This window comes from Hyphomicrobium sp. (genome assembly GCF_047600905.1).
Lineage (GTDB): Bacteria > Pseudomonadota > Alphaproteobacteria > Rhizobiales > Hyphomicrobiaceae > Hyphomicrobium_B.
Genome location: NZ_JASGKD010000001.1, coordinates 1,145,879 through 1,160,749 on the forward strand (window position 1 = coordinate 1,145,879; position 14,871 = coordinate 1,160,749).

Annotated in this window: 18 protein-coding genes and 1 tRNA gene; 13 read left to right on the forward strand and 6 right to left on the reverse strand. The window is 59.9% G+C overall.

Annotated features, from left to right (window positions below; genetic code table 11):
- Positions 1-41 precede the first annotated feature (41 nt).
- Complete coding sequence (rpoD, locus tag QM780_RS05690) at positions 42-2,024, forward strand: RNA polymerase sigma factor RpoD (protein ID WP_415069515.1); 1,983 nt, start codon at positions 42-44, stop codon at positions 2,022-2,024.
- A gap of 290 nt (positions 2,025-2,314) precedes the next feature.
- A complete protein-coding gene (locus QM780_RS05695; RefSeq protein ID WP_415069516.1) occupies positions 2,315-2,809 on the forward strand; it encodes a VOC family protein in 495 nt (164 codons plus the stop codon).
- A 39-nt stretch (positions 2,810-2,848) separates the two neighbouring features.
- Here QM780_RS05695 and greA read toward each other — a convergent pair whose 3' ends face one another.
- Complete coding sequence (greA, locus tag QM780_RS05700; protein ID WP_415069517.1) at positions 2,849-3,307, reverse strand: transcription elongation factor GreA; 459 nt, start codon at positions 3,305-3,307, stop codon at positions 2,849-2,851.
- A gap of 37 nt (positions 3,308-3,344) precedes the next feature.
- On the opposite strand from greA, the gene QM780_RS05705 reads away from it, so the two are divergent.
- Positions 3,345-3,764, forward strand: a complete 420-nt coding sequence (locus tag QM780_RS05705) for a secondary thiamine-phosphate synthase enzyme YjbQ (RefSeq protein WP_415069518.1) — start codon at positions 3,345-3,347, stop codon at positions 3,762-3,764.
- Positions 3,765-3,847: 83 nt separating this feature from the next.
- On the forward strand, positions 3,848-4,423 hold the full coding sequence (locus QM780_RS05710; RefSeq protein ID WP_415069519.1) for a carboxymuconolactone decarboxylase family protein: 576 nt from the start codon (positions 3,848-3,850) through the stop codon (positions 4,421-4,423).
- A gap of 7 nt (positions 4,424-4,430) precedes the next feature.
- On the opposite strand, the gene QM780_RS05715 is transcribed toward QM780_RS05710, so the two are convergent.
- Positions 4,431-5,051 (reverse strand): TIGR02466 family protein, encoded by a 621-nt coding sequence (locus QM780_RS05715; RefSeq protein ID WP_415069520.1) that lies wholly within the window; start codon positions 5,049-5,051, stop codon positions 4,431-4,433.
- Positions 5,052-5,184: 133 nt separating this feature from the next.
- Here QM780_RS05715 and QM780_RS05720 point away from each other — a divergent pair, with 133 nt between their 5' ends.
- The 3 genes from QM780_RS05720 to QM780_RS05730 are packed head-to-tail and all read left to right on the forward strand — an operon-like array spanning position 5,185 to position 7,147.
- Positions 5,185-5,619, forward strand: coding sequence for a ketosteroid isomerase-related protein (locus QM780_RS05720; protein WP_415069521.1), 435 nt, complete (start codon positions 5,185-5,187; stop codon positions 5,617-5,619).
- Between the two features lie 14 nt (positions 5,620-5,633).
- Positions 5,634-6,242, forward strand: coding sequence for a GNAT family N-acetyltransferase (locus QM780_RS05725; protein ID WP_415069522.1), 609 nt, complete (start codon positions 5,634-5,636; stop codon positions 6,240-6,242).
- Entirely contained in the window at positions 6,239-7,147 is a 909-nt protein-coding gene (locus tag QM780_RS05730; protein ID WP_415069523.1) for a carbon-nitrogen hydrolase family protein, read from the forward strand. Before QM780_RS05725 ends, QM780_RS05730 begins: the two co-directional genes overlap by 4 nt.
- Positions 7,148-7,159: 12 nt before the next feature.
- On the opposite strand, the gene QM780_RS05735 is transcribed toward QM780_RS05730, so the two are convergent.
- Positions 7,160-7,891 (reverse strand): SIMPL domain-containing protein, encoded by a 732-nt coding sequence (locus tag QM780_RS05735; RefSeq protein ID WP_415069524.1) that lies wholly within the window; start codon positions 7,889-7,891, stop codon positions 7,160-7,162.
- A gap of 209 nt (positions 7,892-8,100) precedes the next feature.
- Between QM780_RS05735 and QM780_RS05740 the strand changes: the two genes are divergently transcribed.
- The 4 genes from QM780_RS05740 (at position 8,101) to QM780_RS05755 (ending at position 10,471) form a co-directional block, all read left to right on the forward strand.
- Positions 8,101-8,868, forward strand: a complete 768-nt coding sequence (locus tag QM780_RS05740) for a hypothetical protein (protein ID WP_415069525.1) — start codon at positions 8,101-8,103, stop codon at positions 8,866-8,868.
- A 100-nt stretch (positions 8,869-8,968) separates the two neighbouring features.
- Positions 8,969-9,044: transfer RNA gene (locus tag QM780_RS05745), tRNA-Ile, on the forward strand.
- 577 nt (positions 9,045-9,621) lie between these two features.
- On the forward strand, positions 9,622-9,942 hold the full coding sequence (locus tag QM780_RS05750) for a hypothetical protein (protein ID WP_415069526.1): 321 nt from the start codon (positions 9,622-9,624) through the stop codon (positions 9,940-9,942).
- Between the two features lie 55 nt (positions 9,943-9,997).
- Positions 9,998-10,471 carry a nuclear transport factor 2 family protein gene (locus tag QM780_RS05755; protein WP_415069527.1) on the forward strand — a complete coding sequence of 158 codons (474 nt, stop codon included), beginning with the start codon at positions 9,998-10,000 and terminating at the stop codon, positions 10,469-10,471.
- A 36-nt stretch (positions 10,472-10,507) separates the two neighbouring features.
- Here QM780_RS05755 and QM780_RS05760 read toward each other — a convergent pair whose 3' ends face one another.
- Both QM780_RS05760 and QM780_RS05765 read right to left on the reverse strand, forming a co-directional pair.
- Entirely contained in the window at positions 10,508-10,813 is a 306-nt protein-coding gene (locus tag QM780_RS05760) for a hypothetical protein (protein WP_415069528.1), read from the reverse strand.
- 67 nt (positions 10,814-10,880) lie between these two features.
- On the reverse strand, positions 10,881-11,582 hold the full coding sequence (locus tag QM780_RS05765; RefSeq protein ID WP_415069529.1) for a hypothetical protein: 702 nt from the start codon (positions 11,580-11,582) through the stop codon (positions 10,881-10,883).
- A 265-nt stretch (positions 11,583-11,847) separates the two neighbouring features.
- On the opposite strand from QM780_RS05765, the gene QM780_RS05770 reads away from it, so the two are divergent.
- Positions 11,848-12,324: a hypothetical protein gene (locus QM780_RS05770; protein WP_415069530.1), complete on the forward strand. Its 477-nt coding sequence runs from the start codon at positions 11,848-11,850 to the stop codon at positions 12,322-12,324.
- Positions 12,325-12,481: 157 nt separating this feature from the next.
- Positions 12,482-13,696 (forward strand): MFS transporter, encoded by a 1,215-nt coding sequence (locus tag QM780_RS05775; RefSeq protein ID WP_415069531.1) that lies wholly within the window; start codon positions 12,482-12,484, stop codon positions 13,694-13,696.
- Between the two features lie 6 nt (positions 13,697-13,702).
- Here the strand turns inward: QM780_RS05775 and QM780_RS05780 are convergent, their stop codons facing one another.
- A complete protein-coding gene (locus QM780_RS05780; RefSeq protein WP_415069532.1) occupies positions 13,703-14,845 on the reverse strand; it encodes an L-lactate dehydrogenase in 1,143 nt (380 codons plus the stop codon).
- Positions 14,846-14,871 lie beyond the last annotated feature (26 nt).

Genomic DNA, 14,871 nt, shown 5'->3' on the forward strand with positions numbered 1-14,871 from the left:
CCGCACCCTTCCGGGCACGGCGCAGACGACAAGGAACAAAAATGGCACGCGCCCAGCAGGCAGTCCAGAAGACCGACGACAAAGAACAGGCAGCCGACGCACCAGAACGCGACAGCCCCCTCCTCGATCTTTCCGACCAGGCCGTCAAGCGTCTTCTCAAGTCGGCGAAGGCCAAGGGCTACGTTACCCTCGATCAGCTGAACTCGGTGCTGCCGTCGGAGGAAGTTTCCTCCGACCAGATCGAGGATCTTTACGCCACGCTGTCCGACATGGGCATCACGGTCGTCGAGACCGAAGAGGGCGAAGAGAAAGAAGAAGGCGCAGAGGATGTCGCCGACGATGAGGAAAGCGGGCGCTCTCTGGTGGCGCAAAGCTCGTCGGCCCTGACCAAGTCGGAAGGCAAATCGGAACCCGCCGAGCGTACCGACGACCCCGTCCGCATGTATCTGCGCGAGATGGGCTCGGTCGAGTTGTTGTCGCGCGAAGGCGAAATCGCCATCGCCAAGCGCATCGAGGCCGGCCGCGAAGCCATGATCGCGGGCCTGTGCGAAAGCCCGCTGACGTTCCAGGCCATCATCATCTGGCGCGACGAACTCAACGACGGCAAAATTTTGCTTCGCGACATCATCGATCTCGAAGCGACCTATGAAGGTCCCGAGGCGAAAGAAGTTCCGGCTATGACCGGAGAGGGCGAAGGCCCAGAAGGCGATTCCGAAACTCCGGCCGGCGAAGGCGACGACGAAGACGAGTTCGAGAACGCCATGTCGCTTGCGGCGATGGAAGCGGAACTCAAGCCGAAAGTTCTTGAAACCTTCGACAAGATCGCATCGACCTACAAGAAACTGCGCAAGCAGCAGGACAAGAAGCTCGAACAGCAGCTCGTCGGCGAGCAGGGTTCGCGCCAGCAGCAGAAAGCCTACGAGAAGCTTCGCGACGAGATCATCGTCGACGTCAAATCGCTCTCGCTCAACAACAACCGTATCGAAAGCCTCGTCGAGCAGCTCTATGCGATCAACAAGCGGCTGATCGGCCTCGAAGGCCGCCTGATGCGCCTCGCCGACAGCTACGGCGTGCCGCGCCAGCACTTCATCGATGAATACTACGGCAACGAACTCGATCAGACGTGGCTCGACCGTGTCGCCGGCAACGGCAAGAAGTGGGGTCAGTTCGTCAAGACAGAGCGCGGCCAGGTCGAGCAGATCCGGGCCGAGATCCATCAGCTCGCGACCGAAACGGGCTTGGAAATTCCGGAATACCGCCGCATCGTCAAAGCGGTGCAGAAGGGTGAGCGCGAGGCCCGTCAGGCGAAAAAGGAAATGGTCGAAGCCAACCTTCGCCTCGTTATCTCGATCGCCAAGAAGTACACCAACCGCGGCCTGCAGTTCCTCGATCTTATCCAGGAAGGCAACATCGGCCTTATGAAGGCGGTCGATAAATTCGAATACCGCCGCGGCTACAAGTTCTCGACGTACGCGACGTGGTGGATCCGACAGGCGATCACGCGTTCGATCGCCGACCAGGCCCGCACGATCCGCATTCCCGTGCACATGATCGAGACGATCAACAAGATCGTGCGCACCTCGCGGCAGATGCTGCACGAGATCGGCCGCGAACCGACGCCGGAAGAGCTCGCCGAAAAGCTTGCGATGCCGCTCGAAAAAGTGCGCAAGGTTCTGAAGATCGCGAAGGAGCCGATCTCGCTCGAGACGCCGATCGGCGACGAGGAAGATTCACACCTCGGCGACTTTATCGAAGACCGCAATGCCGTGCTGCCGATCGAAGCGGCGATCCAGTCGAACCTGCGCGATACGACGACGCGCGTGCTCGCCTCGCTGACACCGCGCGAAGAGCGCGTGCTGCGCATGCGCTTCGGCATCGGTATGAACACCGACCATACGCTGGAAGAGGTTGGTCAGCAGTTCTCGGTGACGCGCGAACGTATCCGCCAGATCGAAGCGAAGGCGCTGCGGAAGCTTAAGCATCCGAGCCGGAGCCGGAAGCTCAGGAGCTTCTTGGATAACTGATGCAGAGTTAACAAGGGCCGCGAAAGCGGCCCTTTTTGTTTCTGCGTCCGGAGAGATGTTTGAGCGTGTCTTCGTTGGGTGTTGCTTGTTCTCGACCTCAGCCCACGCTTCGGAGATCGCAGCTGCTAACCTTTCGCTCGCGGCCAAAAACTCCGCTTGGCAGCCCTTTAAGACGCCTTCATTCTTGCCCAGATTGAAAACGGGCCAGGAAATTCGGCTGCGGCGAGGTCGAGAACCTCAGCTTTTTCCGGGATATGGCCAGCAGCCCCATAAATAATTGGAGGAAACCAATGTCCGAAGTGCAGGAAAAGCCAGGCGGGGTTCGCAGCGAAAATTGCCAGGCCATCATCCCTCACCTCGTCTGCGGCGGAGCTGCAGATGCCATCGACTTCTACAAGAAGGCCTTCGGCGCGGAGGAAACGATGCGGCTGGCCGGCGCCAACGGCAAGCTGATGCATGCCGCGATCAAGATCGGCGGTTCCAGCATCATGCTCGTAGACGAGGCGCCGGAATGGGGATCGCTGTCGCCGCTCACCCTCGGCGGCAGCCCGGTCACGATCCATCTCTATGTTGCCGACGTCGATGCGTTCGTCGAGCGTGCCGTCAAAGCCGGTGCCATCCTTCGCATGCCGGTCGCGGACATGTTCTGGGGCGACCGCTACGGGATCGTGGAAGATCCGTTCGGGCACAAATGGTCGGTCGCGACGCATCTGCGGGACATGAGCAAGCACGAGATCGAGGAAGCCATGAAACAATTCATGCCGTCTTCGAACTGCGCTTCCTAGCTAAGAAAACGAAATTCGGCAGACGCGCTGGCGTCGAGGCTATTCAATCTTGATGATCTCGGCCTCGCCCGCGCCTGCCATGACGACGTCGCCGACGCTCTTTTCCATGAGGGCCTGCGCGAGCGGCGAGACGTAAGAGATCTTGCCTTTCGAAGGGTCGGATTCGTCTTCGCCGACGATGCGGAACTTCTGGACGCGGCCGTCATCCCTCTCAAGCGTCACTGTCGCGCCGAACGAGACCGTGTCGGTGCCTTGCGGTGCGGCTTGCACTTCGGCCGTCGTCAGGCGCTGGTTCCAGTAACGGAGGTCACGCGAAACACGCTGAATGACATCGCGGTCGCCCGAACGCTGGCCTTCGGCAAGCGCATCCTGAAGACGATCGACCTCGACCTCGATCAGGCGCAGACCTTCCGGCGTTACCAGATTGCGATGCTCGGAGACGAGCTTCTCGGGAAGCTCCTCAACGGCGTCGGATTCTTTGACAAATGCTCTGCTCATCAGGCCAATATAAGCATTATCCGCCGCGGGTACCAGAATGCGACAGCATCAGCAGACACTGACGATTAACACCCGCGGGCAAGGTCTGACGGAATTCACCCTCGACGTGGTTGAAATCGTCAACGCGGCGGAGATCGAGGTCGGTGTCGTGCATATTTTCTGCCGCCACACCTCGGCGTCGCTTCTCGTTCAGGAAAACGCCGACCCCGAGGTGCAGCGCGATCTCGTCGCGTTCTTTCAGCGCCTGGTGCCGGATGGCGACCCGCTGTTCATTCACCGCTCGGAAGGGCCGGACGACATGCCCGCGCATGTCAAAAGCGCGCTGACGCAGACGACGCTGACGATCCCGATTTCGCGAGGCCGGATGATGCTCGGCACATGGCAGGGCATTTACCTTTTCGAGCATCGGACGCGGCCGCACACGCGTGAAATCGTCGTGCATGTCCTCGGCGATTGAATGCCTCCTCTGGCATCGAGGTGAAACACGCCTACCTTATGCTGCGACGCACCGCTTAATTCCGTTTCGCAAAGGAGCGATCCATGAGACTGCCCCTCCTGCCTCTCGATGCCATGACGCCCGAGCAGAAAACGCTTTATGCCGACATGAAGAAGGGCATCGAAACCAACTTCAAGGGTTTCACCGCCATCAACGAGAAGGGCCAGCTGATCGGGCCGTGGAATCCCTGGCTGCAGTTTGCGAAGTTCGGCGGTCCGGTCTGGGAATATACCAAGGCGATGTCGAGTTCGCCGAAACTGCCGAAGACGGTGCGCGAGATCGCCATTCTCGTTACCGGCACCAAGTTTCATGCGGCCTATGAGCTTTACGCGCACATCCTCATCGCGGAACTGCGCGGACTGCCTGACGACAAGATAGCGACCATCATTTCGGGTCACCGACCGAATGATCTCAGCGACGAGGAAGCGATCGCCTACGATCTGGCATCGAGCCTCGTCAATGGCAGCACGCTTCCGGCGCTGACGTACAAGCGCGCGGTCGGAGCGTTCGGCGAAGATGGGGCAGCCGAATTCATCTATCTTGTCGGGCTTTATTGCGCGGTTTCGGTGATCCTCAACGGCTTCGATGTTCCGCTGCCCGAAGACGGCACAGCAGATTGATACGAGCTTAGTCCAAGCGGTAATTAAAGCTTACCGACACGCGCTCGGTTTTGGCATGGTTGACCGGCACCTCATGCCGGAGCCAGCTCTCCCACAGCAGCAGTGTGCCAGCCGACGGCGTCACGGAGACGAAGGTCTTGTTCTTCTCCTTGGCCGACGGCTTTTTTGGCGGCGCGGCCATCATCATGCTCAGCCGCGGATCCTCGTACTTGATGGCGCTCGCGTCCTTCGGCACAGCGAGATAGAGCGTGCCGCTGATGACCGAATGCGGGTGAATATGCGCGCCGTGGTGGCCGCCGGGTCTCAGGACGTTGATCCAGAGGCTGTCGATGGCGAGGCGGCGGCCCTCCAGGTCAAATTCGAGCGTCCGGGCAAACGCCGAGACGTGGCGATCGAGGACAGAGATGAGATCGGTAAAGGCTGGATGCCTGTCGGGCAGATCGTTGAGGGAAGCATAAGATGTATATCCGGGGTAATCGTTCGCCTTCGACCAGGCCTGCCCTGCCCTGTCGGCCGCGGCGATTTCCAGCGAAGCGGCAAGAAGCTCCGATACCAACGCTGTTGTCGCACCTCGCTGGAGGTCGTCACGGTAAACGCGGGTGACGAAAAGCTCTTGAATTCGCGGCATGATCCATACCCTGTTGAGGTCAGGTGAAATGTCGCGTTTACCGCAGCCTCGTTGCGCATGGAAGGCTGTGAGGCGACCTGCTAAAGACCGCCGATCATTTTTGAATCGAAAAGCCTCACCGGAGAAGCTCCCGATGTCCGACACGTCACCTGAATCGCAGGCTCGCGCGGCGACCGCCGCCCTCATCCGCGACTATTACGCGGCCTTCAACCGCGGCGATACCGACGCGATGCTCGACTTTCTGACCGAAGACGTGATCCACGACGTCAACCAGGGCGAGCGCCGCCAAGGCATCGAGAAGTTCCGCGCCTTCAACGCCCGCATGACGCACAACTACAAGGAAGAGCTGAAAGATATCGTCGTGATGGTGTCCAAGGATGCGACGCGCGCTTCCGCCGAATTCAACGTGCACGGCATCTACAAGAACACCGAAGAAGGGCTGCCCGACGCCGTCGGCCAGAAGTATGTGCTTCCGGCAGGCACGTTCTTCGCCATCCGCGACGGCAAGATTGCGCGCGTCACCACATATTACAATCTGACCGATTGGATCGCCCAGGTCGCAGGCTAAAGGATCGAGACGGAATGGCCGCTGTCGAAAAGAAGAAGCTCGAGGTCAAATCGGTAACGGGACCGGATATTCTCAAGGTCCTGCCCGATCTCGGCCGTCTGCGCATCATCGTCTTTCGCGATTGGCCGTATCTCTATGAGGGCACGCTCGAATACGAAGAGAAGTATCTGAAGAAGTTCGCCGAGGCGAAAGGCGCGGTCGTCATCTGCGCTTACGACGGCGAGCAGATGGTCGGAGCTTCGACCGGCGCGCCGATGATCGAGCACGCCGACGAGTTCGCGGAGCCGTTTAAGAAAGCCGGCTACGACATCTCAAAGATCTTCTATTGCGGTGAAAGCGTGCTGCTCAAGAGCCATCGTGGCCACGGCCTCGGCCACGCATTCTTCGACGGACGCGAGGCGCAGGCGAGAAAGCTCGGCGGATTTGAGTATTCCACGTTCTGCCGTGTCGTTCGGCCCGACGATCATCCGTTGAAACCAGCCGATTACGCCCCACTTGATCCGTTCTGGAGAAAGCGCGGCTACGAGCCGGTCGAAGGTCTGGTCGCGACCTACGACTGGCAGGACATCGACCAGGCCGCCGAGACCACCCACAATATGCAGTTCTGGATGAAGAAGCTTTGACGCGCTCAACGACCCTCAAAGTCGCGAGTTCTCAATATCCGATCGGGCAGCCGAAGACGCTGGCCGAGTGGGAGGAGAAGATTGCGCTGTGGGTGAAAAACGGCGCCGCAACAGGCGCCAAGCTTCTGGTGTTTCCGGAGTATGCCGCAATCGAGCAGGCCGCCTGCTTCGGGCCTGACGTCTACGGCGATCTTCGGGCAACGCTGGCAAAGGTCGCCGAGATCAAGGACGCGCGCGTCCAGTTTCACCTCGACCTCGCCAAGAAATACAACGTCTATATCCTCGTCGGCTCGGGACCTGAGAAAAAGCCAGACGGCAAGTTCGTCAACTCGGCACAGCTCGTGACGCCGAAGGGTTCGGTCGGCGTGCAAGAGAAGCTCATCATGACGCCGTTCGAGCACAGCTGGGGCGTGACGGCGGGCAAGCAGGTCCGCGTGTTCGATACTCCGATTGGTCGGTTCGGCATCGCGATCTGCTACGACAGCGAATTTCCGCTGATTACGCGCGCGATGGCCGAAGCGGGCGCGGAAGTGCTGCTTGTGCCGTCGTGCACCGAGCGCGTATCGGGCTATCATCGTGTTCGCACGGGTTCGATGGCGCGCGCGCTCGAAAATACCATTGCGTCCGTGCAGAGCCCCACGGTGGGCGACGCGCCATGGTCTCCGGCTGTCGATTTCAACGCTGGCGCCGCCGGCATCTATGTGCCGTCGGAGCATGGCGTCTCCGATACGGGCGTCCTTGCGGAGGGCAAGCTCAATGCGGCGGAGTGGGTGACGGCCGAGATTGATCTCGGGCGGTTGGCGCGCGTGCGCGAAACGGGCGAAATGCACAACTACGGCGACTGGTCGATCCAGCCGGGCGCTCCGACGCCAAAGGTCGACGTCGAAGTCGTCAAGCTCGCTTAGATCGGCGCGAGCCTACTTCAGCGCCCAGGTGATCGTCACGCGCGCTTCGAGCGTGCTGGTGCCGGTTTCGATCGGCACCGACGAGGCTGCCGCCTTTGCAAGCCGAGGAGCGTACATCACGGGGCCGCTCGACGTTACGTCCTCGGAGATCTGCAATACGTCGCCAACTTCGGCACCGGCGGCATCGGCAAGCAGCTTGGCGCGACGCAACGCATTGGCGACTGCGTCCTTGCGGGCGGCATCCTTCAAGGAATCCTCTTTCGAGACTTCAAAAGAAAGACCCTGAATCTGATTGGCGCCGGCGCTGACGACGTTGTCGAGCACATCGCCAAGCTGATCGAGCTTGCGGACCAGAACGATGACTTGATTGCTGACGCGGTAGCCCCGGACCTTTGGCGGAGCGCCATCCTTCGAATAATCCATAACAGGCTCGACATTGAACGAGGCCGTCTGGATGTCTTTGGGATCGATGCCCTTTGCTTTCAGCTCGTCGATGATTTTGGTCATCGTTTCGTTGTTCTTCGTCAGGGCGTCGCGGGCCGTCGCGGCCTCCGTCGAAACACCGGAGGTGATGCGGGCGCGGTCGGGTTCGGCTTCGGCTGTGCCCGTTGCCGAGACGGTAATGGTGCGTTCCACGGATTTATCCTCTGCGCGCGAAACCGTAGGCGGGATCAGCAGAAACATGGCCACGAAGGCGATCTTCAGAAGGTGAACGACGGCTATCGGCCGCGTGGCGCTGCGCATGGGTGTCTCCAACAAGTTTTCTCTGGTCGCTATAGTCGTTTCGAGGACAAAAGAGGGCCGATTGCTGTCTTTGGAGTGAACAGACGTTTGTTCAGCCGTCAAAATGGGACGTCCGCCTTGCGACGCCCGGATCTCCTGCTATAGCATTTCCGGGCTTTGCCGCTGTGCCGGGCAGTGGCGGGCCTGTACGGGCATGCCGAGACAGAAGAATGGTTGAAACCAAAATTCCCGAAGATCGCAAAGCTACGAGCCAAGGTTCCGACATCCGTCAATCTTTCGGCACCGATTTTATTGTCATCGGTTTCTTCACGCCGAATTATGAGCCGTCAGCGTCGACGTTCTCGAAGAACCTGATCGGTCACCGGATATCCCACCACCTTTATGCACGACCGGTGCTCGGCGACAGCTGGTACTCGCAGACGCGGCAGAAGCCCACCATCCTGGCGCAGGCACGAAAAGACTATCCGGACGTTCCGCTGATCTTCATGGACGTCGACTGCACCGTTCGCGGCGACATCGGCGGCATTCTGGATTCGCCCGGCGACCTCGCCATGCGCACCAAAGGAACGTCTTTGGGCACGACGAAGCGAGCTCTAAAGCCGACGACGCGGGTCCTGCTGGTGCGCCCGTCGGCGGGAGCTGACGCCTTCGTCGCTGCCTGGGAGGACGGCTGCCGGCACGCGGGCAAGGGAGATTCGGCTGAAGCGGTCCTTATCGAAGTCATGTCGGACAGCGCCGAGCGATATGCGATCGGGACCCTGCCGCTCAAGTATGCCGGCATAGAACTTCACGATGCGCCGCCGAATGCCGTCGTCGTACATGACAGCATTCATGATCAGACCCGCCCCGCCTGGGCTTTGCGCCGGAGCGCGCAGCGCTATTTCCGGGCCGGCCGAAACGCGGCCTACCGGCTCGCGACTGGGAAGACCTATGACGAGATCTATGGCAAGCGGGGTGCCCGCCAGCGAACGCAATAGAGCGGCGCGTTACGCTTTCCTGGCGACAGAATGCCTGACACAGAATCGTCGTCGTCAAGGCTGTCCGTCTTGCGAACATCTGGTATGAGAGGCACCGCGTGGGCCCGTAGCTCAATGGTTAGAGCTGACGGCTCATAACCGTCTGGTTCCAGGTTCGAGTCCTGGCGGGCCCACCAATTCCTCGCTCCGCGGGAACGCTAATCAGCGCCGCGCAGTCCGATACGCAATCGCACCGACGCATAACAACAAAGCCACGGCGGCGACCCCGCTCGATGCATCGATTTCGGGGGCAGCCGAGGGGCCGTCGCCTCCACCGCCTCCGCAGCCGAAAAACGGGATGCAAAAGGGGCCAGCATAAGCGTGCGATGCAAAAACCATCGCGGATATGAAGGCCGACGACGACATAACGAATTTCGTTTTCATGATTTTTTACAGCCTTGTTTTCTGGTTCAATTACATCAACGTATCGGTAGCTAGAAATTTTGTAATGGTAAAAAACCACGTCCTGTCTACCTCTTTAGTGAAAGAGTGAAGGGAGCGCTCGGAGGACGTCTGCGGAAGCAGGAACTCCTGGACCGCAAGGGCGGCGCACTATCGCCAATCCGTTGAATCGGCGCCTTTCGCTCTTGCCAAATTGCAACTCGCATTTGCACCCACGCCGGATTTGACAGCAACCGCGCCTTCGGTCACGCGAGAGAGCAAAGTGAAGGGCTAGATGCGTTCCGCTTTTCAATAATAACAAGAGGGAACGAGATGGCACGCGGCCCGAAGGAGCCGAAAGACCTTCTCCATTGCGCGAGGGAAGGCTGGAAGGCGCGCCAGGCGCAGCTTCGATTGAGCGACAATCCGCAGGACGACGGCGAGTGGAACGCACGCGCCGCCACCATCCGCGCGTGCCTCAAGCATGCGCAAACGCTGCCGGCAAATAACGCTGATGATCTGTTCGCCAAGGCGCTGCTAATTGCGATGCTGGTCGAGGAAAAAGGGCCGAACGACTTACATTATCGTCTCGCACAAAACCTGATTGCAGATTTGCAGGCTCACGGAGACGGGTCGCAGGAACCGGATCGATAGGCTACAGTTACCGTCGCGACGAGTTGCCCAACACGATTGACGAAGCCGGTGCGCGATGGTCGAAGAAAATGGTTGCCTATCGGATTGCAGCGACCGTGATCTCAACTACGAGACGGCCAAGGCCGTCCTGAACGAGGCGCACAGGGCTTGGAGCGTCGGCGACATCGAAGGTGTCCTTCGCACCTATGCCGAAGACATCCTCTTCCAACGCAATTCCGTCGAGGGCGAGCAGCCGCTCGCCATTCGCGGGCGCGACGCCATGCGGGCCTACCTCATCCCGATCGCCGAGAAAGCTTCGGGCGTAGCGGTGCTGGAAAGCTTCGAATTTCACGCGGGAATCGCGCGTTCGCGGGTTCGATATTTTCTGCAAGACCGCGAAACGGGCGAGACGATGTCAGGGACCTACAGGCAAGTGGTCGTATTCCGGAAAACGCTGATTTCGCGCATGGAGCAATACCACGATGCGGCGCGACTGGCGGCGTTCTTCAGGCTTATCGATGCACCCGACGTTCCAACCGAGACAAAGTGATTTGTGCGTCTTCGAGAGTGCCGATCTGTTCTCTCTTCACGGCTTCTGTGGATGGCATTCGGCGCCATTGGCTTCGGCAATCTTGATAACGTCCTTGGCCGTGGTGATGATGGCGCTGATCTTGCCTCGCGCCAGCGCGAAAGGCGCGCTTTCCGCATCGTAGTCTCGAATGGGCTCCGCGCCGAAAGATTCCGCCACCTTACATCCGGCATCGGAATAACAGGCGACTGTGGTGTCGGGGCCCGGCGGATCGTCTTTGGGGTTGATGCAGACCGTCTCGGCGTGCGCTGCGGCACAAGAAAGCGATGCTAAGATCGCGACAAGATAGGCCAGCATGCGCATGGATCATTCCCACATTTCCGAGAGTGTCATTGGTGCGCCCGGCTCAAGACCGCCGGGACCGTCAGCTTCAATGGTCGGCTTGCTTGTCGAGAGGCTTCTTTTCGGTGGGCGCGTCGTCGCCGCCGAAGAAATATTCGTAGGCTGCATACGTCATCAGAGCCACGCCGACTACGGCTGCGCCGCGACCGGCCTTGGCTATTCCGGACTTTGCGAGAACTCCGACGGCGCGGTCGGCAGCCGACGTCTCGACCGCCTGGGGCAGAAGTCCGATCGTCTTTTCGCTGATCAGCGCTTTCACCTCTCCCGACGTCAGAATCCCCTGCGCGGCTTTACGGCTGAGTTCGGCCGAATGACTGCCGCCAAGATAGAGCGTCGCCCCTACCTGGCCGGGTCCGACGTCGGTGAGGTTCTCGATCAGGCGGCACGAATGAAAATGGTCGTCCTTCGGGCAGGCGACGGTAAGCGGCCGCGGTGGCGGGGTCGGGAGAACAGGTGTTGCGAGCGGGGTCGCGGGTTTGGAGAGGAAAGGATCGGAGAATGTCGGTTTTACCAGGGAGGAATTCGGCAACGCGAAAACACCGCACGATGACGGCAAGCCACTCAGCCCACAAAGCGACGTCGGCTTGGCGACCTTTTTATTGTTGAGTCGGGCGATTATGTCGTTGATTTGCTGTTCAGTGAGAAGCGGCTTCGGCTGATCCTGTGCCGCCGCCGCAAGCGCCAGCGCAGTGAGGCCAATCGCGAAAGGAATGATCGCCAGACGTTTCATCGGGAAAGATCGCCTGCTGGAACTCCGCCCACTTCATATTCCAACATTTTGACAATTAGGCACAGCGGAGCCCTGCCGTTCAAGTCAATCTGTGCGGTTTCAGGCTCCCCGGACCTTTTCGTTGCGCAAAACCTCGTTCATCGGCGGCACGGAATTTGACACCCTACCCCTGCCGAACGGGCTCTCGCCGCCGTCATGATCTTTTGTCATCGTTACACAAACTGAGGAACTGCTAACAATTCCGGACCAAGTCGTGGAGCGGGGAATGATCGCCAATATTTTGAAAGTTGTTTTGCCGGCGATTTTGGCCTGCACGTTTCAGCCGATATCGGCTTGGGCGGATAACTGCGGCGACCGCGTTTCCCGCCTTGAGGCGGAGAATAAGGATCTATCGTTGAAGCAGCGTATGCACGTCACGAGCTCATTCGACGCTTTCTATTTGGAAAACCGCGATCCGTCGGCGCACATCACGATCTCGTGCGGCCCGGCGGTATCATCTTTCGATGTCGAATGGTCGGGCGGCTCGCTTTCGGCCTACAGTGCCCTCATCGATCAAGTTAGCCAGTCCCTCGATCTTAGCAGCGACGACTTTTCCTCGTCGCTCAAGCAATGCTGGAGCCAGGCCGCCGTCAGCGACGATGACGAGGAGGGAACCATCATGATCTCCACATCACGCGCTCAAATCAGCTGCATCGATAAAGACGGAAGAGCGCAAATCAGCGTCTCGCGACCCTCGCAATGATGCGATCCGTGTGAGGGCACGTTCAAGCGATGACCTTTCCATGTATGCGCTTGCTTCCCTTGCAGCGGGCTGATGAGGGCAGGCCAACTCGAGGGAAAGCCCATTCCTCTGTACAGACTTTGATGGAGACGGCTTCGGCCGATCAATGAATTCAGATATGTCGTCTGGCGTCGCGCAAAGCCTCTGGCGGCATGCTCCGCTACAATATTTTCTTTGGGCACGCGGTTTTTCGAAGTTTTCTTCGCAGATTTTGACGGTTGCCATCGGCTGGCAAGTTTACGCCTTGACGAGCAGCGCCTTCGATCTTGGAATGATCGGGCTGGTGCAATTCCTGCCGACCGCCATTCTGGTTTTTGTCGCGGGACATGCCTCGGATCAATATGATCGCCGGCGCGTCAATCAGATCTGCCAGATCGTCGAGGCGGCGGCCGCAGCGTTTCTCGCGTGGGGAAGTTACGCGGGCTGGCTGACCGTGCCGCAAATATTCGTCGCCGTCGCCCTATTCGGCGTCGCCGGCGCCTTCGAAAGCCCCGCCACGGCTGCACTGCTTCCGGGGGTTTCGCCCGAGGGCATGCTGCAAAGAGCTTCCGCGCTTTCGACGGGCGTCTTTCAGCTCGCCGCGATTGCCGGACCCGCTGCGGGCGGTTTGGCCTATGGCGTCTCCCCTGCCCTCCCTTACGCGGCGATCGCCTGCTTCTGGCTTATTTCAGCGCTTCTCAACGGCGCCATCGTTTTAGACCGCCCTGTCGCGGCGCGAGACTCTCCGACCGCCGGTGCGCTGTTCGCGGGCGCGCATTTCGTGCGAACGCATCCGGCCATTCTCGGGACGATCTCGCTCGATCTTTTTGCGGTCCTGCTTGGCGGCGCGGCGGCGCTGCTGCCGATCTACGCCCGCGACATTCTCCACACGGGCCCTTGGGGTCTTGGCATGCTGAGGGGCGCTCAGGCCATTGGCGCTTTGATCATGACCGTGTTGCTCGCCCGATATGCGATCACCAGGCACGTCGGAATGCGGATGTTTCAAGCGGTCATCGTGTTCGGCATCGCCACCATCGTGTTCGCGTTGTCGAAAGTGGTCTGGCTGTCAGTGCTTGCGCTCGCAGTGATGGGGGCGGCCGATACCGTCAGCGTCGTCATTCGCGTCTCGCTTGTCCAGCTTGCGACGCCCGACGACATGCGCGGCCGTGTCGGCGCCGTGAACTTCCTGTTCATCAATGCATCGAACCAGCTCGGCGAATTCGAAAGCGGAATGACGGCAGCTTTGCTCGGCGCCGTTCCGGCGGCCGCTCTCGGCGGCATTGGCACGATCGCGGTAGCGCTGATCTGGATGAAACTTTTTCCGGCGCTGCGCAATCTGCAGCGGCTCGAATAAATCTAATCAGCTTTGGACGCAGTCGCGCGTGATCTGGTCGATGGAGCGCACACCGGCGAGTGCCATGGTCACATCAAGTTCGCTGACGATCAAATCGATGGCTTTGCTGACGCCCGCTTCACCGGCGGAGCAAAGGCCATAAAGATAACTTCGACCGAGGAGGCAAGCACGGGCACCCATTGCAAGCGCTCTAAAGACATCCTGGCCCGAACGGATGCCGCCATCGAAATAGACTTCGATATCGGAACCGACAGCATCGACGATGCGCGGCAGCATCGAGATCGACGAGGCCGCGCCATCGAGCTGGCGGCCGCCGTGATTGGAGACGACGATGGCCGACGCGCCGCTTTTGACCGCCATCCGTGCATCATCGGCGTCCATGATGCTTTTGATGATGAGCTTGCCGGGCCATTGCTCGCGTATCCATGCGACATCGTCCCAAGATAGCGCTTGATCGAACTGGCTCTTGATCCAGTCCATATATGAGAGAAGATTTTCCGTGCCGGGAATGCGCCCGGCGACGTTGCCGAATGTCTTGCGCTTGCCCATCAGAACGTTGGCGATCCAGGCGGGCTTCGATGCGATGCGGCCAATGGTGCCGAGCGTGATGCGCGGCGGCACGCTCAAGCCGCTGCGGACATCGCGATGGCGCTGGCCGAGCACTTGCAGGTCGACCGTCAGAACGAGAGCGCTGCAGTTGGCGCGGCGCGCCCGGGCAATGAGATCGGCGACGAAACCGCGGTCCTTCATGAAGTAGAGCTGGAACCAGAATGGCTTCGATACAGCGCTCGCAACGTCTTCGATCGAACAGATCGAGAGCGTGCTGAGCGTATAGGGAATGCCGGCCTTTTCGGCCGCGCGCGCAGCGGCGATCTCGCCGTCGCGCCAGGCCATACCGCTGAGGCCGATGGGTGCAAGAGCGAGCGGCAATGGTTGGCGCTCGCCAAGCACCGTCTGGATGTGATTGCGGTTTGCTGCGCCGGCCAACACCCGTTGTCGGATGTTGATGTTCTGAAGGTCGCGGATGTTGGCTGCTAAGGTCGATTCCGAATATGAGCCGGATTCGTAATAGCCCATGAAGTCGCTCGGCACGCGGCGATGCGCCAAGCGCCGAAGATCATCGATGCAGGCCACGGATTTAAGCGTCACGGATCCTGTCCGGGCAGTGCGCGTGT

Excerpts from the sequence above, each read along its gene's own strand:
- rpoD (WP_415069515.1), top strand. The coding sequence starts at position 42 with ATGGCACGCGCCCAGCAGGCAGTCCAGAAGACCGACGACAAAGAACAG.
- QM780_RS05695 (WP_415069516.1), top strand. The coding sequence starts at position 2,315 with ATGTCCGAAGTGCAGGAAAAGCCAGGCGGGGTTCGCAGCGAAAATTGC.
- greA (WP_415069517.1), bottom strand. The coding sequence starts at position 3,307 with ATGAGCAGAGCATTTGTCAAAGAATCCGACGCCGTTGAGGAGCTTCCC.
- QM780_RS05705 (WP_415069518.1), top strand. The coding sequence starts at position 3,345 with ATGCGACAGCATCAGCAGACACTGACGATTAACACCCGCGGGCAAGGT.
- QM780_RS05710 (WP_415069519.1), top strand. The coding sequence starts at position 3,848 with ATGAGACTGCCCCTCCTGCCTCTCGATGCCATGACGCCCGAGCAGAAA.
- QM780_RS05715 (WP_415069520.1), bottom strand. The coding sequence starts at position 5,051 with ATGCCGCGAATTCAAGAGCTTTTCGTCACCCGCGTTTACCGTGACGAC.
- QM780_RS05720 (WP_415069521.1), top strand. The coding sequence starts at position 5,185 with ATGTCCGACACGTCACCTGAATCGCAGGCTCGCGCGGCGACCGCCGCC.
- QM780_RS05725 (WP_415069522.1), top strand. The coding sequence starts at position 5,634 with ATGGCCGCTGTCGAAAAGAAGAAGCTCGAGGTCAAATCGGTAACGGGA.
- QM780_RS05735 (WP_415069524.1), bottom strand. The coding sequence starts at position 7,891 with ATGCGCAGCGCCACGCGGCCGATAGCCGTCGTTCACCTTCTGAAGATC.
- QM780_RS05740 (WP_415069525.1), top strand. The coding sequence starts at position 8,101 with ATGGTTGAAACCAAAATTCCCGAAGATCGCAAAGCTACGAGCCAAGGT.
- QM780_RS05750 (WP_415069526.1), top strand. The coding sequence starts at position 9,622 with ATGGCACGCGGCCCGAAGGAGCCGAAAGACCTTCTCCATTGCGCGAGG.
- QM780_RS05755 (WP_415069527.1), top strand. The coding sequence starts at position 9,998 with ATGGTCGAAGAAAATGGTTGCCTATCGGATTGCAGCGACCGTGATCTC.
- QM780_RS05760 (WP_415069528.1), bottom strand. The coding sequence starts at position 10,813 with ATGCGCATGCTGGCCTATCTTGTCGCGATCTTAGCATCGCTTTCTTGT.
- QM780_RS05765 (WP_415069529.1), bottom strand. The coding sequence starts at position 11,582 with ATGAAACGTCTGGCGATCATTCCTTTCGCGATTGGCCTCACTGCGCTG.
- QM780_RS05770 (WP_415069530.1), top strand. The coding sequence starts at position 11,848 with ATGATCGCCAATATTTTGAAAGTTGTTTTGCCGGCGATTTTGGCCTGC.
- QM780_RS05775 (WP_415069531.1), top strand. The coding sequence starts at position 12,482 with ATGTCGTCTGGCGTCGCGCAAAGCCTCTGGCGGCATGCTCCGCTACAA.